Annotated in this window: 19 protein-coding genes; 9 read left to right on the plus strand and 10 right to left on the minus strand. The window is 62.7% G+C overall.

What is annotated here, in order from left to right; genetic code table 11:
* Window positions 1-138: 138 nt before the first annotated feature.
* The gene (locus tag MESCI2_RS0111595; RefSeq protein WP_027036741.1) at window positions 139-885 is read left to right on the plus strand and encodes a flagellar biosynthetic protein FliO; all 747 of its coding nucleotides are present in this window, start codon (window positions 139-141) and stop codon (window positions 883-885) included.
* 213 nt (window positions 886-1,098) lie between these two features.
* Here MESCI2_RS0111595 and dksA read toward each other — a convergent pair whose 3' ends face one another.
* Window positions 1,099-1,515, minus strand: coding sequence for an RNA polymerase-binding protein DksA (dksA, locus tag MESCI2_RS0111600; protein ID WP_013531862.1), 417 nt, complete (start codon window positions 1,513-1,515; stop codon window positions 1,099-1,101).
* Window positions 1,516-1,847: 332 nt separating this feature from the next.
* Here dksA and MESCI2_RS0111605 point away from each other — a divergent pair, with 332 nt between their 5' ends.
* The 4 genes from MESCI2_RS0111605 (at window position 1,848) to MESCI2_RS0111620 (ending at window position 5,688) form a co-directional block, all read left to right on the plus strand.
* Window positions 1,848-2,351, plus strand: a complete 504-nt coding sequence (locus MESCI2_RS0111605; RefSeq protein ID WP_027036742.1) for a SixA phosphatase family protein — start codon at window positions 1,848-1,850, stop codon at window positions 2,349-2,351.
* 63 nt (window positions 2,352-2,414) lie between these two features.
* Complete coding sequence (locus tag MESCI2_RS0111610) at window positions 2,415-3,893, plus strand: YcjX family protein (protein ID WP_027036743.1); 1,479 nt, start codon at window positions 2,415-2,417, stop codon at window positions 3,891-3,893.
* Window positions 3,890-4,999: a YcjF family protein gene (locus MESCI2_RS0111615; protein ID WP_027036744.1), complete on the plus strand. Its 1,110-nt coding sequence runs from the start codon at window positions 3,890-3,892 to the stop codon at window positions 4,997-4,999. Before MESCI2_RS0111610 ends, MESCI2_RS0111615 begins: the two co-directional genes overlap by 4 nt.
* Window positions 5,000-5,133: 134 nt before the next feature.
* Window positions 5,134-5,688: a hypothetical protein gene (locus MESCI2_RS0111620; RefSeq protein WP_027036745.1), complete on the plus strand. Its 555-nt coding sequence runs from the start codon at window positions 5,134-5,136 to the stop codon at window positions 5,686-5,688.
* Between the two features lie 70 nt (window positions 5,689-5,758).
* Here MESCI2_RS0111620 and MESCI2_RS0111625 read toward each other — a convergent pair whose 3' ends face one another.
* From MESCI2_RS0111625 to MESCI2_RS0111635, 3 genes are all read right to left on the minus strand, one after another.
* A complete protein-coding gene (locus MESCI2_RS0111625) occupies window positions 5,759-6,025 on the minus strand; it encodes a hypothetical protein (RefSeq protein WP_027036746.1) in 267 nt (88 codons plus the stop codon).
* Between the two features lie 182 nt (window positions 6,026-6,207).
* Complete coding sequence (locus tag MESCI2_RS0111630) at window positions 6,208-7,416, minus strand: MFS transporter (RefSeq protein ID WP_027036747.1); 1,209 nt, start codon at window positions 7,414-7,416, stop codon at window positions 6,208-6,210.
* Between the two features lie 60 nt (window positions 7,417-7,476).
* A complete protein-coding gene (locus tag MESCI2_RS0111635) occupies window positions 7,477-8,466 on the minus strand; it encodes an AraC family transcriptional regulator (protein ID WP_027036748.1) in 990 nt (329 codons plus the stop codon).
* Between the two features lie 160 nt (window positions 8,467-8,626).
* Here MESCI2_RS0111635 and MESCI2_RS0111640 point away from each other — a divergent pair, with 160 nt between their 5' ends.
* Both MESCI2_RS0111640 and MESCI2_RS0111645 read left to right on the plus strand, forming a co-directional pair.
* Window positions 8,627-10,462 carry a monovalent cation:proton antiporter-2 (CPA2) family protein gene (locus tag MESCI2_RS0111640; RefSeq protein WP_027036749.1) on the plus strand — a complete coding sequence of 612 codons (1,836 nt, stop codon included), beginning with the start codon at window positions 8,627-8,629 and terminating at the stop codon, window positions 10,460-10,462.
* Window positions 10,463-10,476: 14 nt separating this feature from the next.
* Entirely contained in the window at window positions 10,477-11,022 is a 546-nt protein-coding gene (locus MESCI2_RS0111645; protein ID WP_027036750.1) for a DUF924 family protein, read from the plus strand.
* A gap of 154 nt (window positions 11,023-11,176) precedes the next feature.
* Here MESCI2_RS0111645 and folK read toward each other — a convergent pair whose 3' ends face one another.
* The 3 genes from folK to folP are packed head-to-tail and all read right to left on the minus strand — an operon-like array spanning window position 11,177 to window position 12,887.
* On the minus strand, window positions 11,177-11,689 hold the full coding sequence (gene folK / locus MESCI2_RS0111650; RefSeq protein ID WP_027036751.1) for a 2-amino-4-hydroxy-6-hydroxymethyldihydropteridine diphosphokinase: 513 nt from the start codon (window positions 11,687-11,689) through the stop codon (window positions 11,177-11,179).
* Window positions 11,673-12,032, minus strand: coding sequence for a dihydroneopterin aldolase (folB, locus tag MESCI2_RS0111655; RefSeq protein WP_023813034.1), 360 nt, complete (start codon window positions 12,030-12,032; stop codon window positions 11,673-11,675). Before folB ends, folK begins: the two co-directional genes overlap by 17 nt.
* 3 nt (window positions 12,033-12,035) lie before the next feature.
* A complete protein-coding gene (folP, locus tag MESCI2_RS0111660) occupies window positions 12,036-12,887 on the minus strand; it encodes a dihydropteroate synthase (RefSeq protein WP_027036752.1) in 852 nt (283 codons plus the stop codon).
* Window positions 12,888-13,011: 124 nt separating this feature from the next.
* Here folP and MESCI2_RS0111665 point away from each other — a divergent pair, with 124 nt between their 5' ends.
* Both MESCI2_RS0111665 and MESCI2_RS0111670 read left to right on the plus strand, forming a co-directional pair.
* Window positions 13,012-13,629 (plus strand): DUF922 domain-containing Zn-dependent protease, encoded by a 618-nt coding sequence (locus tag MESCI2_RS0111665; protein ID WP_027036753.1) that lies wholly within the window; start codon window positions 13,012-13,014, stop codon window positions 13,627-13,629.
* Between the two features lie 205 nt (window positions 13,630-13,834).
* Window positions 13,835-15,316, plus strand: coding sequence for an MDR family MFS transporter (locus tag MESCI2_RS0111670; RefSeq protein WP_027036754.1), 1,482 nt, complete (start codon window positions 13,835-13,837; stop codon window positions 15,314-15,316).
* 3 nt (window positions 15,317-15,319) lie between these two features.
* Here MESCI2_RS0111670 and MESCI2_RS0111675 read toward each other — a convergent pair whose 3' ends face one another.
* From MESCI2_RS0111675 to MESCI2_RS0111685, 3 genes are all read right to left on the minus strand, one after another.
* Window positions 15,320-16,348, minus strand: coding sequence for an NAD(P)/FAD-dependent oxidoreductase (locus MESCI2_RS0111675; protein WP_027036755.1), 1,029 nt, complete (start codon window positions 16,346-16,348; stop codon window positions 15,320-15,322).
* 195 nt (window positions 16,349-16,543) lie between these two features.
* Window positions 16,544-16,864 (minus strand): 2Fe-2S iron-sulfur cluster-binding protein, encoded by a 321-nt coding sequence (locus tag MESCI2_RS0111680; protein ID WP_013531878.1) that lies wholly within the window; start codon window positions 16,862-16,864, stop codon window positions 16,544-16,546.
* Window positions 16,865-16,975: 111 nt separating this feature from the next.
* Window positions 16,976-17,344: an Hpt domain-containing protein gene (locus MESCI2_RS0111685; protein WP_027036756.1), complete on the minus strand. Its 369-nt coding sequence runs from the start codon at window positions 17,342-17,344 to the stop codon at window positions 16,976-16,978.
* Window positions 17,345-17,560 lie beyond the last annotated feature (216 nt).

Consider the following 17,560-nt stretch of genomic DNA (forward strand, 5'->3'; position numbering starts at 1 on the left):
CGGCAAATGTCGGATAAAAATGATGTCTTTCGGCCTTCTGGGTTTTTCAAGCTGTTCACCGGCGTGAAACGCAACTTGCGGTGGCCCGCTGCAACGGTCTAGTGTCTCGTCACTTCCAAGGGCGATCAGGGGAAACCAATGCAATGGCTCGATAGCGTGGCAGGTCCCGGTTATGCCGCAGCATTGTTGTGGACGTTTGCAGCGCTTGTCCTGCTGGTCATCGTTCTCGTCATCATCAAGCTGGTGCGCAACCTGACATTCGGAACCTTCGTCGCTGGCGGCCGGAACCGCAAGACGCGACTGGCCGTCATGGATGCCACCGCCGTCGACAGCCATCGCCGGCTGGTGCTGATACGCCGCGACGACATCGAACATCTGCTTCTGATCGGTGGCCCGACCGACGTCGTCGTCGAGCGCGATATCCGGCTTTCAGCGCCGCGTCGTCCCGCGTTGACTGGAGACGGTGGCTTGCAGCCGGTCCCGGCCACCGCGGCCCCGGCAGCAGCAAGGCCGCGTCCGCCGCAACCCGCTCCACCCCCGCCAAGACAGGCACCCGCTCCACAGCCGGTGAACACGACGCCGCCCGCCCGCCCGCGCCCAACAGCGCCGCCGGCACCTGCATCGAAGCCGGCAACGCAAAGCTACCAGCCGACCAATGTCACGCCGTTGCCCGCCTACGGCTCCGCCAATGCCAACACCGTCCGGCACGCGCCGCCACCACCGCAGCCGGTGCAGGACAGCATCGACGACACGCTGATGAGAGAACTCGAAGTGTCGCTGGACCAGCCCCGTTCGGGCGGCCCGGTGGGCAAGCCGGCGGCGCCGCAGTCTCTCGATGACGAGATGACCAAGCTTCTCGGCGAACTCTCCAGTCAGAAGAAATGAGCGACCGCCGGGTCGCTATCCCCGCGAAACATCGTCGCCGGTCAACTGGTCCACTGCCGAACCACCTCGTCCGAAGCGCCAGATATCAAGGGTTTGCTGCCTTCGCCCGCCCTGAGCGGTGGATGCCGCACCAATAAAAACGGCCGGGAAACCGGCCATTTTCAGAATCGAGGTCGTTCGAGACAGCCGGCCGTGAGCCGCCGGCCTTGACCTTCAGTCGTCGCGATAGACTTTTTCGCGGCGCTCATGCCGCTCCTGCGCTTCGATCGACAATGTCGCGATCGGACGTGCATCGAGCCGCTTCAGCGCGATCGGCTCGCCCGTCTCTTCGCAATAGCCGTAAGTGCCTTCGTCGATGCGCTGCAGGGCGGAATCGATCTTTGCAATGAGCTTGCGCTGACGGTCGCGGGCCCTGAGTTCGATGGCGCGGTCGGTTTCCGAAGAGGCGCGATCGGCCAGATCGGGGTGGTTGGCGTTCTCTTGCTGCAGGATTTCCAGTGTTTCGCGCGCTTCGCGCAATATGTCATTCTTCCAGGTGACGAGCTTTGAGCGGAAGTAGGATTTCTGCCGCTCGTTCATGAACGGCTCGTCTTCGGAGGGTACGTAATCGGCGGTAACGATGTCGTTCATTCGACTCACCCAAACTGCCCCAATTTTGGCGCCTATATATTCGTCGTCCGACGCCTGCACAAGCGCAATCGGCCGCTGTTTCACGCAATTGTTAAAGTACCCGGTCACGCGTCTTTGCAGCCGCGTACGGTCGCTTTGGTACAAACTCCGCCGAGACACTTTGGATCCGGCGGCACATGCTTTCCCTGATCGCCGTGACCCCGGGGCCGATACGCAAGAGCCTTTTGCAGCAAGCAGCATTGGGTGATTCGCCGTGTTTGAAGAGCACGGGCCATTGTGCGCAACGCCGTTCTCGTGGCTAATCCCGGAAGGCTTCGGCATTCGGAGGTTGGGTGAGCAGGCTTTATCTATTGCGTCATGCCAAGGCTGGCTGGGCACTGCCCGGCATGCGCGATTTCGACCGTCCGCTCGATGCGTCCGGCCGCACCGATGCCGAAGTGATGGGCGCCGCCATGCGTTCCCGCCTCTACGTTCCGGAGCGGACGCTGTGCTCCAATGCCAAACGCGCCAAGGAGACGCTGGAAGGCCTGGCCGGCCAGACGGACACCGGCCGGGTCCTGTTCTTCGACGCGCTCTACAGCGCCGACGCGGCCGGTTACCTCCACCTTATCAGAGACAATGGCGGATCGGGCTCATTGCTGGTCATTGGCCACAATCCGATGATGGAAGACCTCACCATGGCAGTTTCGGGCGACGGCGACGAAACTGCGCGGGCCACGCTGAACCATGGGTTCCCGACCGCGGGCCTGGCAGTCGTCCGCTTCGACGGCGATCTTGCCAGCGCCGCCCAGGGCACCGGTTATCTCGAAGCGTTCCTGACGCCGGCCGATCTCTGAAGCCATTTCAAAGCCCTGATACAGCGCCTATATCGGACGGACCGAAGTTCGAGAGAGCATATTTTGGCATCATCGCTGACCACCTTCACCGACGAGGCGAGGATTGCCCTCGACACGCTATCGGGCCGGGCCACCGGGCTTTTTTCCCCATCGCTGCGCCTCGGCGTGACCGGTTTGTCCCGGGCCGGCAAAACGGTGTTCATATCGGCCCTTGTCCACAATTTGATCCATGGCGGGCGCCTGCCGCTGTTCGAAGCGCAGAAATCGGGGCGCATCGCCCGCGCCTTCCTCGAGCAGCAGCCCGACGACGCGGTGCCGCGTTTCCAGTATGAGGACCACATTGCCGCCCTGGTCAACGACCGCGCCTGGCCCGATTCGACGCGCGCCATTTCGGAACTGCGGCTGACCATCGAATATGAATCGGCTTCCGGCTGGAGCCGTATGTTTTCCTCGGGCAGACTGTCGGTCGATATCGTCGACTATCCCGGCGAATGGCTGCTCGATCTGCCGCTGCTCGGTAAATCCTTCGCCGACTTCTCGCACGAAGCCTTTGAAATGGCCGTTCTGCCGGTGCGCGAGGACCTTTCGCAGAGCTGGCGGGCGTTGTCGGCCGGGATCGATCCGAACGCCGATGCCGACGAGATGACGGCGCGCCGGCTGGCCGAAAGCTTCGCCACCTATCTGAAGGCCTGCAAGCTCGACGAGCGGGCGCTTTCGACCTTGCCGCCCGGCCGCTTCCTGATGCCGGGCGATCTCGAAGGCTCGCCGGCCCTGACCTTCGCGCCCCTGGCCGGGATCGGCGACAAGCGTCCGCGCCCGGGATCGCTGCACGCCATGATGGACAGGCGCTATGAGGCCTACAAGACGCATGTCGTCAAACCCTTCTTCCGCGAACACATCACCCGCCTCGATCGCCAGATCGTGCTGATCGACGCCATGCAGGCGCTGAACGCCGGCCCCGGCGCCATGGCCGACCTGGAGCGCGCGGTAACCGAGATCCTCAGCTGTTTCCGTCCCGGCCGGGGCAGCTTCCTCACCGACCTGTTTTCGCGGCGCATCGACCGCATCCTGGTTGCCGCGACCAAGGCCGACCATCTGCACCACGAAAGCCATGACCGGCTGCAGGCGATCGTGCGGCGGCTTGCCGACCGCGCCGTGGCACGGGCGAATTTCACCGGCGCCGATGTCGAAGTGGTCGCCATGGCGGCGGTGCGCGCGACGCGCGAAGGCACCGTCAAGCAAGGCCGGGAGACGCTTCCCGTCATCATCGGCACGCCGATCGCCGGTGAGAAGATCAATAGCGAAACCTTTGATGGAAAGACGGAAACAGCCATATTTCCCGGTGACTTGCCCGAGAATATTGACGCTGTGTTCGATGTTTCGGGAGCCGATCACAGGCAGGACTCCGCGGACCCGGCAATCCGCTTCGTCCGTTTCCGTCCGCCAAAGCTTGAACGCACGGCCGAAGGCGTCACGCTGTCGCTGCCGCATATCAGGCTCGACCGTGCCTTGCAGTTCCTGATCGGAGATCATCTGGCATGACCGCGCCCCGCAAGCCGGCGGCATTCCGCATCGAGCCGGAAGCCACATCGAGACAGGAAGCGCCGGAGACGCGCCGCGCCCAGCCCGGTACCCATGCCCAAGCCGAAACCCAGCGCAAGCCCCGGCCGATGAAGGCCGATGTCGCGCTGGTCATTCCGGCGGAGGTCGACGTCTTTGACGAACCCGACATCATTGCCGCTGAACCGCCGCCGGCGATCGCCCCCAGGAAACGCTCGCTGCTCGGCAGCATCTTCTTCGGCGCCTTCGGCGTGCTGGTTTCGCTGGCTGTCGGCCTGTGGACGGATCAGCTCATACGCGACCTCTTCGCGCGCGCCGAATGGCTGGGCTGGCTGGCGGCGGCCATGGCCGCCGTTGCCGTGCTGGCGCTTGTGGTGATCCTGATTCGCGAATTCCTGGCGATCGCCCGCCTGGCCGAGGTCGAAAAGCTGCAGAAGCGGGCGCTCGATGCGATCGCCCGCGACGATCCCAAGGCTGCACGATCGGTCGTCGACGAATTGTCGGCCTTTGTCGCGGCCAAACCCGAGACCGCGGCCGGCCGGCGCGCGTTGGCCGAACTGCGCGGCGAGATCATCGACGGCGGCAATCTCGTGCGCCTGGCCGAGGCTGAAATTCTCGGCCCTCTCGATGCCAGGGCAAAGGTGATGATTCTCGAAGCCGCCAAACGCGTCTCGCTGGTGACGGCGGTCAGTCCACGCGCACTGGTCGATGTTGCCTATGTCGTATTCGAGGCCGGGCGGCTTATTCGCCGCCTGTCGGAACTCTATGGCGGCCGGCCAGGAACGCTGGGTTTCTTCCGCCTGGCGCGCAGCGTGCTGGCGCATCTGGCGGTTACTGGCTCGATCGCGATCGGCGACAGTTTCGTCCAGCAGATCGTCGGCCACGGCCTGGCCGCGCGCCTTTCGGCCAAGCTTGGCGAGGGCGTCGTCAACGGCATGATGACGGCGCGCATCGGCATCGCCGCGATGGAGACGGCGCGCCCCCTGCCCTTCAGCGCCGCGAAGCGTCCCGGATTGGGCGATTTCCTCTCGGCGCTGACATCGTTCGCAACCAGGAAAGACGGTGAAACGACCCCCTCCGGCAAGTGAGCCGGGCTGGAGTGTCCGGCATTCGGAATCGTTACCGGACTGCTCAGCGGCGGCCCTGCGGTGACGAAGCATTAACCAATCTTGTTCATGGTCAGACGGGTTCCAAACAGCCTCTTTGTTGCCGGGTGTCGTCGATGAAAAGCGTAATACTATCCAGCGTCCTGCCCCTGGCAGCGGTGATCACGGCAGTCGTCGGCATTGCAGGAGCGGCCTCTGCGGCGGAGCCGGACAAGCAGTTCTTCCAGTCCGCCGAAGGCAAATGGATCGGTCCCGGCGAAATCGTCGCCGGCAAGTACAAAGGCACCAAGTTCAACTGCAGCTTCACCGGCTCGACGCCCGACGGCAAGGTCGGCATGTCGCTCGACGGCGGCTGCCGGGTCGGCATGTTCACCCAGCCGATGTCGGCCAAGATCGAGCGCAAGGGCCGCGAGGGCTACAAGGGCAGCTTCATGGGCGGCGCGACCGGCTCCGGTCTCGACATCATCGGCGGCAACGTCGTCGATGCCCGCAAAGTGGTCTTCACAATCAACCGCAACCAGCTGCGCGGCGTCATGCAGGCCCGCATTCCCGACGACAATTCGATGACGGTGACCATTGCGGTGCGCGTCGACGACCAGCTGGTCCCGGTGATCGGCATGAGCCTGAAGCGGGTCGACGCGGTCGAAGTCGGCTCCATCGCGCCGAACTGAAAAAATCCAAAGAAAAAGGCGGTGACCCAACGGTCACCGCCCTCTCACTCAACCCCATCGAATCAGGGCGTTAGCCTTTGATCGTGGCCGTCAGTTCGTCATAGGCCTTGCAGGCGTCGGCCAATGTCGTGGCGCCTTGATACTTGGTTGTCACCGCCTGGACCTTGGCGGTCAGATCAGCCGCCTTGGACGGGTCCTTGGTAATCGCTTCCTGAAGTGCTGCAGCCATGTCCTGCGCCTTTTTGGTCGCGATCTCCGCCGTGCACTCGGGGGCCTTCGAGCAAGCCGAACCGGCGAGCACCGCCAGGCCGACGGCAACAAACAAAAACTTCTTCATGTCAGTCATCTCCTCAAAAAGGGCGCGACTTGATCGTCGATCACCCTCCAATGGCCGAAGCCGAGCGTCCTTAGCCTTCGATTGCGGCAAGATGCAACGTGTTCCCGGCCTCAACTTGTGTATCGCGCCTGCAACATCGCCGGCGGCAGGATTCGAGGCTATTGTGTCGGAGGCTGCGAAGTTCAGCTGCGAGGCTGCAGCAGCGCCAAGACGGCGGTCGATGCGGCAAGAATAGCAGTCAGAGTCAAAGGCCCAGTCGCGCCATAGGTGTCCACGACATAGCCGCCGACAACCGCGCCGATGGTGATGGCAATTTGGAAAGAGGTGACCATCAGGCTGCCCGCTGCCTCCAGCGCATCAGGCGCTGCGCGCGACATATTGGTCGGCAGCACCACCGGCGCCATGCCAAAGGCGAGACCCCACAGCGTAACGAAGCCGAAGGCAACGCCGATATGCGAGCCCCAAAGCACCAAAGTAAGTGCCGCAACCGCCATCAACGCCGCGGTGACTGCGAGGGCCATGTGGATGTTGGTGTCGGCCATGCGGCCGCCGGCAACATTACCGATCACGGCGGCGATGCCAAACCCGAGCAGAGCCAAGGCAATCGGTCCGGTTGTAAGGAGTGTCACCTGTTCGAGGAAGGGACGCACATAGACCGAGCCGGCAAAATGCCCCGTCATCAGCAAAACAATGGCCAGCATGCCGAGTTGGATGCCGCGCCGCCGGGTCAGCCGAAATACATCTGCAAGGCTGTTGCTTGCCGTTGCAGGCAAGGTCGGCAGGCTGAGAAACTGCAGCAGCATGGCAAGCGCGGCCAGCCCCGCCGTCATGGCCATGGCACTGCGCCACCCTATCCAGTCACTGATCAGCGCGCCCATCGACGGTGCGGCAATGGTGGCAAGCGAGACGCCGAGGGTGACGATCGCCATGCCCCGACCTGTCGCATTGGCGCCAACCAGCCTCGCCACGACGGCGACCGAAAGTGCCCAGAAAGCGCTGAGAGCGATGCCCAGCCCGGCCCGGCCCAACAGCAACAGCCAGAAATCGGTCGCCAGCGCCGCCAGGATATTGGAACCGACCGCAAGGGCGCTGAGACCAACCAGCACCGCCTTGCGGTTCAAGCGGCCGATGAGAACATTGCTCAACATGGCCGTCACGGCGCCGACGGAAGCGGTGGCGGTGACGACCTGGCCGGCCGTCCCCTCGCTGATGCCGAGATCGCGTGCCATTGGCGTCAGCAGACCTGCGGGCAGGAATTCGGCCGACACCAGGGCAAAGCTGGTGGCCGCCAATGAAATGACCGCGAACCAGGTGGCTGAACTCCACGCGGCTGGTGCATCGGCATCAAGGCCAATCGCGGCGTCTTCAATCTGTAATGTTGTGTCAGTCACGGAAAGATCTCCAAAGTTTGGAGGTCTTAAATAGGCGAGTCCGCCCGGATGATATGTATCTTAGAATCCGAAATTCATATCCATTCGTCCGGGAATTGTGCGACGCACAACGCCCGGCGAGACATTGGTGATGCGCTTGAACGCGCGCGCGAAGGATGCCTCGGAATCATAGCCCAAACGGGTAGCGACTTCGGCAACCGACAAGCCGTTTTGGCCCAGCAATTCGCGGGCAAGCTGCATACGCAGGCGGGCGAGATAGTGTGCGGCGCCCTCTCCCAATACCGCACTGAAACGCTCGGCGAAAATCGAACGCGATTGGCCTGCCACGCCGGCCAGGCTTCCCAGCGTCCAGTTGTGGCCGGGGTCGCGGTGCATGGCCGCCAAAGCGCGGCCTATATGGGGGTCGCGGATGGCTGCGAGCCAACCGGTGGTCGAGGCTCCGTTGCAATTGACCCAGCAGCGTATGAGCCGTGCCGTCAGCAAGTCGGCCATACGCGACAGAATCGTGGCGCTGCCCATCTGCGGTTGCGAGGCCTCCACCGTCATGGCCGCCAGCAAAGGACCGACGACCGGGTCATTGCCGGCCACGTCGCAACCCTTGATGAGAGGCGGCATCAAGGTGATCAATGGGTTGAGCGCATAGGAGTCCAAGGCCATGGAGCCGCAGAAAAGGGTGCTCGTCGCGCCCGTTCCTTGCCGTACCACTTCGCAGACGTTGCCCCCCAACTTGATCACCTGGCAACCTTCGAGCGAGTCCCCTGCAACGTCCGGCGCGCTCGCCAGCCGATGGGCGATGCCTTGCGGCAGCAGCACCAGATCGCCATCGCGCAACTCCTGCCAGCCTTGCGATTCAGTATGAATCCAGCACGGGCCCTGGCCGACAAAGTGAAACCGAAGCAGCTGTTGTTGCGGAAAGTCTATGCTCCATGGGTGCCGGAGCTCGCAGCGGCCATAGTTGACACCACTCAAGCGAAAGTCTTGCAGAACTTCGCTGAGCGCATCCATCGGGATATGTGGCGTCGAAGACGGGCGGGACGAATAGTCAGGCATATACCTGATATAGATGCCGAACGTCCGGCTGGCAAGCGGGGACCGTTGTTCCACCAGGTGAATCGTTGCAGCGGCACCCCACCCTTCCCAGCAGATTTCTCGCCTTGCCTCCCACTCCAACTGCATGCAAGGAGTTCTGCTACACACAGGGACAAGAGGCATGGCGGCGGAAGCATCGGGCAGCGATCTGATTCAGGTGGTGGCACTGCTTGCTGCCGGCGTCGTTGCCGTTCCGATCTTCAAGCGCATGGGCCTCGGCTCGATCCTCGGCTATCTGGCCGCCGGCGTGGTGATCGGCCCGTTCGGCCTCGGCGTCTTTTCCGAATCGGAAGCCATTCTTCATGTCGCCGAACTCGGCGTGGTGATGTTCCTGTTCATCATCGGGTTGGAAATGCAGCCATCGCGGCTGTGGGGCCTGCGCCGTGAGATCTTCGGCCTCGGTGCGCTGCAGGTCGGCGTCTGCGCGCTCCTGCTGACCGGTGTCGGCATGGCGGGAGGGTTTCCGATCGCGCAATCCTTCGTCGCCGGCGCCGGCTTCGTGCTGACCTCGACGGCGATCGTCATGCAACTCCTGGAGGAACGCGGTGAAATCGCCGCACCGAAAGGCCAGCGCATCGTATCGGTGCTGCTGCTCGAGGATCTTGCCATCGTGCCGCTGCTGGCCCTGATCGCGTTCCTGGCACCCGGTGGAGCCGACACCAGCCTGTCGGAGCGGCTGACCGAGGTCGGCATCGGCCTCGCCGCTATCGTCGGCCTGGTGGTGGCCGGCCGCTATCTGCTCAACCCGTTCTTCCGCATCCTGGCGGATGCCCGTGCCCGCGAGGTGATGACGGCCGCAGCGCTCCTGGTCGTTCTCGGATCCGCCCTCGCCATGCAGCTCAGCGGCCTGTCGATGGCGATGGGTGCCTTCCTGGCCGGCGTGCTTTTGTCCGAATCGACCTTCCGCCATCAGCTCGAGGCCGACGTCGAACCCTTTCGCGGCATCCTGCTCGGTCTGTTCTTCCTCGCGGTGGGCATGTCGCTCGACCTGCATGTGGTCGCGGCGAACTGGCGGCTGATCGCCGTCTATGTCGTCGCCTACATGGTGATGAAGGCGTTCGGCATCTACATCGTCGCCCGCATCCTGAAATCAGGCCACCGCGAAGCGCTTGAGCGCGCGGTCTTCATGGCACAAGGCGGCGAATTCGCCTTTGTCCTTTACTCGGCGGCCGCGGCGGTCGGCATCATCGACAGCCAGGCCAACGCGACGCTGACTGCGATCGTCATCATCTCCATGGTGCTGACGCCGCTGGCCATCATCGCCTTGCGCTATCTGACGCCGCGCGACGAGCAGTCGCTCGACGGCGTCGATGTCGCCGATGGCCTGACCGGCAGCGTGCTGGTCATCGGCTTCGGTCGCTTCGGCCAGATCGCCAGCCAGCCGCTGCTGCTGCGCGGCATCGACGTCTCAATCATCGACAACGACGTCGAAATGATCCAGGCGGCGGCCGATTTCGGCTTCAAGGTCTACTATGGCGACGGCACGCGACTGGACATCCTGCATGCGGCAGGCGCCGGCCGGGCGCGCGCCGTGCTGATCTGCGTCGACAAGGCCGATGCCGCCGTCCGCATCGCGGAGCTCATCAAGGCTGAGTTTCCTTTGCTCACCGTGCTGGCCCGCGCTTTCGATCGTGGTACCGCGCTGCAGCTCATTCGCGCCGGCGTTGATTACCAACTGCGTGAAACCTTCGAATCCGCACTTGTTTTCGGCGGCTCGGCCCTGGAATCGCTGGGCGTCGATCCCGAAGACGTGGCTGAAACGATCGAAGACGTCAGGCGCCGCGACACCGATCGCTTCGAAACCCAGCTTGCCGAAGGCATTCGCGCCGGACAGCGCTTCCTGAGAGGCAATATCGGCACGCCGATTCCGACACCGCTCTCCACGCCGCGCCGGCCTGGTCAGGCACTCAATGAAGAAACCGCGGGTGTGCTGCACAAGTCCGAACCCGCCGATTGAGCAAGGAATTATGCATGGAATTGGACAGCAGGGCCCTGTCGGTCACCAAATTCTGGCGGGATGCCGGCGAGGATGCCTGGTTCGAGAAGAACGAAGCATTCGATGCCGAGTTCCGCGACCGCTTTCTCGGTCTGCACTACGCCGCCGCGCGGCGTGAATGCGACGATTGGCTGGAGCATGCCGAAGGCGCGCTGGCGCTGATGATCCTGCTCGACCAGTTTCCGCGGAACTGTTTTCGCGGCACCGGCCATATGTACGCGACCGATCCGCTCGCCAGATATTTCGCGGAGAGGGCGATCGCGGCTGGTCATGACCTGGCACTCGAGGAAGAACTCCGCGTTTTCCTCTACCTGCCTTACGAGCATTCGGAACTGCTGGCCGACCAGGACATTTCGGTCGAGCTGACGCAGGCCAGGGCAGAGCCCTACCTGAAGTATGCTGTCGAACACCGCGATATCATTCAGAATTTCGGCCGTTTTCCGCACCGAAACAGGATGCTTGGCCGCGAAACCACCCCGCAGGAGCAGACGTTCCTGGATGGCGGCGGTTTCTCCGGTTAAAGACCCCGCTCCAAGGTGTGTTGAGATTCAGGTCAGGCCGAGTCGAAAACGGTGGGTTCCGAGAACCGGAGCGGAGCGTACATTTGGGTACGTGAGCACCGGAAGCGCAGGAACTCGCCGTTTGCAGGCCGGCATCACCTGAATATCAACGCACCTAGGCCAGCCACCAATCCCGGCCGGACGACAATCGCTCGATGCCTGAGGTATCGACGGCGACCAGACGGTCGGTGATGCTGCGACCGCTGACAACCAGGCTGGGCGCGATCTCGGCCAGCGGCGCCAGCACGAAGGCGCGCTCCAGCATGCGCGGATGCGGCACCTCCAGCCCGGTCTCGTGGATGACGCGGTCGCCGAACACCAGAATGTCGATGTCGATCAGCCGCGGCCCCCAGCGCTCCTCGCGCACCCGCTTCAGCTTGCGCTCTGCATCGAGGCAGAGGTCGAGCAAGGCGCGCGGTGCAAGCACGGTGGAAATTTCGGCGGCCGCATTGAGAAAATCCGGCTGATCGAGCTTGCCCCAGGGCGGCGTGCGATAAAGCGAGGAGACGCCAGTGACGCGCGTATCCGCGTCGGCATCCAGGATGCGCAGCGCCGCGCCCATGGATTTCGCCGGATCTCCAAGATTGCCGCCAAGGCTGAGATAAACGGTACTATTCGGGCCAGACAACGGTCACCTCGACATAATCGAGCACGCCGGGCACCGGTGCGTTCGGCTTGCGCACCGTGATCTCGGCTTTCTTTATCTGCGGAAAACGCGCTGTCAGCGCACGGGCCACTTCGAGCGCCAGCGACTCGATCAGAAAACGGCGCTGCCCGGTGATGATCTTTTCAATGACTGTGAATGCAATGCCGTAGTGGACTGTATCCTCGATCGAATCCTCGGCCAGTGCGCGGCCTGGATCGACGGTGAGGACGGCATCGACATAGAAGCGCTGGCCGAGCCTTTCCTCCTCGTCCAGCACGCCGTGCCGGGCAAAGAAAGCGCAGTTCTTCATGCGGATGACATACATCGCTCAGTTTCTCGCCCGGTCCGTCTGACGCGCCAGCATAGCATCCGCGAGCGCCAAAGCGTCCACGTTGAATGCGACATCGTGGACGCGAAACAGATCGGCGCCCTGGAGCCTCAAGATGACGCTGGTCGCCGCTGTTCCCACCCCTCTGTCGGCGGTATCACGGCCGGTGACCGTGCCGATGAAGCGTTTTCGCGACGTACCGGCCATCAGCGGCAAGCCGAGTGCATGCAATTCCGAAAAGCGTGCCATCAGGTCGAGATTTTCCTCCGCCGTCTCCTTGGCGAATCCGAAACCGGGATCGAGCACGATATGATCGTCGGCGATGCCGTTCTGGCGGGCGATTTCCAGCGACCTTCGCAGGAATGTCAATTGATCGGCAATCACATCCGGCAGCTTCTGGCGATCCCGCCCCGTATGCATGATGACAAGCCCGGCGCCGGTGTCGGCGGCGACGCGCGCAATATCAGGCTCACGCTGCAAACCCCAGACATCGTTGACGATATGCGCGCCGGCGGCAACCGCCAGCCGCGCCGTGTCGGCGCGATAGGTGTCGACCGAAATCAGCACTTCGCTCACGCCCGCCAGCGCTTCGATCACCGGCAGGATGCGGGCCTGTTCCTGGCTGGCCGATACCGCGGCAGCGCCTGGGCGCGTCGATTCTCCGCCGACATCGACAACCAGTGCCCCTTCCCCGATCATGCGGCGCGCCTGCGCCAGCGCCTTTTCAGGGGCGTCGAACTGGCCGCCGTCGGAAAAGCTATCCGGCGTGACATTGAGGATGCCGACGACCACGGCCTTGCCGCCAAGGTCGAGATGGCGTCCATGCGCCAAGTGCCATCGCCTGGCCGTCATTGCTCATCGACCATGGAGTTCATCAATCATGTGTGATCCCTGGCGGATCAATTTCATTGCGCCGGCAACGGCCGTAAAGCAAGGTGGTCGAAGAGGCAACATGATGAAACGATCCATGCCTGGCATGAAACAATCCCTGGCTTGCGCGCTGCTGCTCGCCATGACCCCGCACCCGGCGACGGCGGCCAATCTCGTCAAGACGTACAGCTATTTCGCCATTGGCGGCAGCACGCTCGACGACATCGAGGCACAACTCTCCAAACGTGGGCCGGAGGTGAAAAGCACCGGCACGCGGCACCCGGGCGCCACGCAAATGGCCTTCACCACCCGCATCAGCTATGCGCAGACACCGAGTTCCTGCCGGATCGCCGACGCGGTGGTGACCGTCAAGGTGAAGGTGATCCTTCCCGAGTGGCGCCGCCCGCGCAAGGCCGATGCCGATGTCAGGCTGTTCTGGGATACGCTGTCCGCCGACATCAAGCGCCACGAGGAGCGCCATGTCGAAATCGCCAAGAACCATGGCAGCGAACTCGAAGAGGCCTTGAAGGCCACCTACCCGCAAAAGAACTGCGACGCCGCCAAGGCCAAGGCGGCCGCGATCACCGCGGCTGTTCTGGCCAGGCACGACCGCGCCCAGCTTCAGTTCGACCGCGTCGAAAGCGTCAATTTCGAAAGCCGCATCCTGCGGCTGCTGCGCTACCGCATGGAGCGCATCGGCAACGGCCGACTGCCGCCGGCCTGAACGCACCCGAACTGAAAGCCAAATTCGCCGAAGCGTAGTGCCAGATTCGAAAAACTTTCGAGCCCCTGTCGAAACCGGCCTATATGGGACGACATATATCGGGCTCGCCAGACGCGAGCTTAAAACACCAATGCGATCCAAACGGTCAAGAAACCGGAACGGCTGAACAGCGCCGGTCAAATCGCAAGCTTATGGATGAACGATCATGGACCAGGCTGTCGATAACAAAACGATGGCGGAAACCGGCACGCCGATAACAGAGAGCGAAAAGAACGCCATCATCGGCGGCGTGCTGTTGTCGATGCTGTTGGCGGCACTCGACCAGACCATTGTCGCGCCAGCCATGCCGACCATCGGGCATGCGCTCGGAAACGCACACTATCTGCCATGGATCGTCACCGGTTATCTCTTGACCGCTACCGCCGTGGCCCCGCTCTACGGCAAGATTTCCGACGTCTACGGCCGCCGGCCGACCGTCTATGCCGCGATCCTGATCTTTTTGGCGGGATCGCTGGTCAGTGCGATGGCTCCCAACATGTTTGTGCTGGTTGTCGGGCGGGCGATCCAGGGCGCCGGTGGCGGCGGACTGTTCGCTTTGACGCAGACCGTCGTCGGCGATCTCGTGCCGCCGCGCGAGCGGGCACGCTATGCCGCCTGGTTCTCCGGCACATGGGCGGTCGCCAGCATCGCCGGTCCGTTGCTCGGCGGCACTTTCGCAGAGCACCTGCATTGGTCGCTGATCTTCTGGATCAATATTCCGCTTGGTCTTCTTGCGATGGCGATCATCAACAAGCCGCTCAAGAAACTGCCCGTTGCCGCAAAGCGCCATCGCATCGACGTCCTGGGCGCGTTGCTTCTGATCGTTGCCACGGCGCTGCTGCTGCTCGCATTGAATTGGGGCGGCAGCGCCTATCCCTGGATTTCGCTTGAAGTCATCGGCGTTCTCTGCGGTTCGGCGATTTTCTGGGGCGCTTTTGCCTTGCGGCTTATGCGAGCCGCCGAGCCGCTCATCTCACTCGAAGTGCTTGGCAATCCAATCGTTCTGGCGGGTACGCTTTCGATGTTCCTGCTTCAGGCAGCAAGCGTCGGTATGGCTGTGTACCTGCCCGTCTATCTTCAGGCGGTGCTCGGCCTGTCGGCAGCAGAGTCGGGCATCGCGATGCTTGGGCTTCTGCTGGGGACCGTCGGCGGCGCGGCATTCAGCGGGCGCATGATACCGCATTTCACCCACTACAAGCGCATTGCAATGGTGGGCGTCGTCTTCAGTATGCTGTGCCTCTGCGTGCTGGCCGTCGTCGCAGGATATGCAACGCTCCTGGAGGTAGAGGTCTTGACGATTTGCATCGGGTTTGGAACCGGAACGACGTTTCCGGTCACCACCGTGTCGGTCCAGAACGCCGTCGATCGCATGCATCTGGGCGTCGCGACGGGCGTGCTGACATTCCTGCGTTCGCTTGGCAGTGCGCTCGGGGTCGCGATACTCGGCGCGGTCGCTCTGGGCTACGGCTTGCCGCTTGCCGGTGAAGGCGTGCGGATCGCTGGCCATAGCGCGACGGTCGAGCCGTTCGTGATGATCTTTGCCGTCGCCGCCGCTACACTGCTGCTGGGGCTGATCACGCTGACGCTGATGCCCGAGAAGGAGCTTCGCGGTTACGCCGACAATGCGGCGCCGATACTCGCCGAGTAAAGTTCAGCCGGAGACGCCAAGCTTCTTCTGCAGGCTGGTCGATGAGGTCGTGTACTGGAAAACGATGCGCTCGCCGGGGCTGATGATGCGCTTGGCTGCCTGCGCCATCAGCGCCACTTCGTGGAAACCCGACAGGATCAGCTTCAGCTTGCCCGGATACCAGTTGATGTCGCCGACCGCGAAGATGCCGGGCACCGATGTCTGGAACTTCTCGGTATCGACCGGAATAAGGTTCTCTTGAAGGTTGAGACCCCACTCCGCGATCGGTCCGAGCTTCATGGTCAGGCCGAAGAACGGCAGCATGCGCGTGCAAGGCACCTCGACATCGCCGTCCGGTCCCTTGATGGTGGCCGATGACAGTCGGCCGTCGGCACCGGTCAATCCGGTCACCTGCCCGACCTGGAACTCCAGTTGCTTCATCTCCTGCATGGCATACATCTTGTTGACGCTGTCGGGAGCGGCACGGAACTCGGGCCGCCGGTGCACCAGCGTCACGCTCTTTGCCACCGGCTGCAGGTTCAGCGTCCAGTCGAGTGCCGAGTCGCCGCCGCCGACAATGACGAGGTCGTGGCCGCGAAAATCCTCCATCCGGCGCACCGAATAGAAGACACTCTTGCCTTCATAGGGCTCTATGCCGGGGATCGGCGGACGCTTGGGCTGGAAAGAGCCGCCGCCGGCGGCGATCACCACCACCTTGGCCTCGAACACCTCGTTTTCGTCGGTGGTGACGCGAAAACTGCCGTCCTCCAGTTTTTCCAGGCTGGAGACCATTCGGTTGTAGCTGAAATCAGGCTTGAACGGCGCGATCTGCTCGAGCAATTTGTCGACCAGCCCCTGCGCCGAGATCGAAGGCCAGCCTGGAATGTCGTAGATCGGCTTTTCCGGATAGAGTTCCGCGCATTGGCCGCCCGGCCGATCGAGAATGTCGATCAGGTGGCACTTCATGTCGAACAGGCCGAGCTCGAACACGGCAAACAGGCCGACCGGCCCTGCCCCGACAATAAGCACGTCTGTCCTGGTGATGTCTGTCATGCCTGTGCCTCGCTGCGCATGACCCCGAAAATCGGATCGATTTTCGGAAAGGATCATGCGCAAATAAAAGTGCTACAGCGTCCTTTGCGCGTCCCAGAGGACGCGCGGCGCTGTAGTGAAACAGCTGGACACTGCATGACCATCGCTCCGCTGCCAAGCCACAGCGGGAAAAATCAGTTGGCAAAGATACCGCGTCTATCCCTGGCGGGCAGGCACCCGCACGACCAGGCCGTCAAGCGCATCGCGGACCTTGATCTGGCATGACAGGCGCGAGTTGGGCTGGACGTCGTAGGCGAAGTCCAGCATGTCCTCTTCCATCGCTTCCGGCTCGCCGACTTCAGCCGTCCAGGCTTCGTCGACATAGACGTGACAGGTGGCACAGGCGCAGGCACCGCCGCATTCGGCCTCGATCCCTGGCACGGCGTTGCGGATCGCGTTCTCCATGACCGTAGAGCCGTTCTCGGCGTCCATGTCGAAATGCGTGCCGTCATGGGCAATGAAAGTCAGCTTGGTCATTTGTCACCTGAAGGGAGTTCCAGCCGAGATAATCACTCCGGCTGACAAGTCAACTGCCGCATGAAAGCGCCGCCCGATGACGTTTTTCCGCAAATCGGGTTCGGCGCGGATTCAGCGGTTGATGGCGGCGATGAAATCGCGCACTTCGTCGATCAGCGTGCCAAGCCGCTTGAGCGTCTGGCCGTCTTCCGGCCGGTGCTCGATCTCGGTGGCGCAGTCGGCGATGGCAAAGGCGCCGACGCCCCGTGCCGAACCCTTCAATCCATGGGCGAGCAGAAGCCGGTCCTTGATGTCGGCGTCGACTATTCTGTCGCGCACGGACAGCGCCTGCTGTACAAACAGCGCCAGCACCTCCTGCTCGAGGCCGCGGTCACCCATCGTCTGGCGGGCAAGGTGTGCCAAATCGACCGGGCGTGACCGTCTTGGTCCGGATACGTCGCCCCCGGGCATTGAGAAGGCAATGCCGCTTTCGCCACGCATGAACTCGAACTCCGTTTCTTCGATTCGCCCAAAAACCTAGGCGAATCCAATGGACAACGGGTTAATGAATGGCCGGAAAAAATGTTGCCAAAGCGGCGCCCAAATCACAGTTCCGTTAACCTTATATTTAAAGTTTTACGTATCCCGCGGAATGCATGTTTTCTTTACCCCCCTGTGTCATTACGATACGAGGGGTCCATTTTCAGCCTCCTGCGC

It is taken from the genome of Mesorhizobium ciceri WSM4083, assembly GCF_000519305.1.
GTDB classification, from domain to species: Bacteria; Pseudomonadota; Alphaproteobacteria; order Rhizobiales; family Rhizobiaceae; genus Mesorhizobium; species Mesorhizobium ciceri_B.

Bases quoted from the DNA above. Each gene is read 5' to 3' on its own strand.
- MESCI2_RS0111595 (WP_027036741.1), top strand. From the start codon at position 139: ATGCAATGGCTCGATAGCGTGGCAGGTCCCGGTTATGCCGCAGCATTG.
- dksA (WP_013531862.1), bottom strand. From the start codon at position 1,515: ATGAACGACATCGTTACCGCCGATTACGTACCCTCCGAAGACGAGCCG.
- MESCI2_RS0111615 (WP_027036744.1), top strand. From the start codon at position 3,890: ATGACCGCGCCCCGCAAGCCGGCGGCATTCCGCATCGAGCCGGAAGCC.
- MESCI2_RS0111620 (WP_027036745.1), top strand. From the start codon at position 5,134: ATGAAAAGCGTAATACTATCCAGCGTCCTGCCCCTGGCAGCGGTGATC.
- MESCI2_RS0111625 (WP_027036746.1), bottom strand. From the start codon at position 6,025: ATGAAGAAGTTTTTGTTTGTTGCCGTCGGCCTGGCGGTGCTCGCCGGT.
- MESCI2_RS0111635 (WP_027036748.1), bottom strand. From the start codon at position 8,466: ATGCCTGACTATTCGTCCCGCCCGTCTTCGACGCCACATATCCCGATG.
- MESCI2_RS0111640 (WP_027036749.1), top strand. From the start codon at position 8,627: ATGGCGGCGGAAGCATCGGGCAGCGATCTGATTCAGGTGGTGGCACTG.
- MESCI2_RS0111645 (WP_027036750.1), top strand. From the start codon at position 10,477: ATGGAATTGGACAGCAGGGCCCTGTCGGTCACCAAATTCTGGCGGGAT.
- folB (WP_023813034.1), bottom strand. From the start codon at position 12,032: ATGTATGTCATCCGCATGAAGAACTGCGCTTTCTTTGCCCGGCACGGC.
- folP (WP_027036752.1), bottom strand. From the start codon at position 12,887: ATGACGGCCAGGCGATGGCACTTGGCGCATGGACGCCATCTCGACCTT.
- MESCI2_RS0111665 (WP_027036753.1), top strand. From the start codon at position 13,012: ATGAAACAATCCCTGGCTTGCGCGCTGCTGCTCGCCATGACCCCGCAC.
- MESCI2_RS0111670 (WP_027036754.1), top strand. From the start codon at position 13,835: ATGGACCAGGCTGTCGATAACAAAACGATGGCGGAAACCGGCACGCCG.
- MESCI2_RS0111675 (WP_027036755.1), bottom strand. From the start codon at position 16,348: ATGACAGACATCACCAGGACAGACGTGCTTATTGTCGGGGCAGGGCCG.
- MESCI2_RS0111680 (WP_013531878.1), bottom strand. From the start codon at position 16,864: ATGACCAAGCTGACTTTCATTGCCCATGACGGCACGCATTTCGACATG.
- MESCI2_RS0111685 (WP_027036756.1), bottom strand. From the start codon at position 17,344: ATGCGTGGCGAAAGCGGCATTGCCTTCTCAATGCCCGGGGGCGACGTA.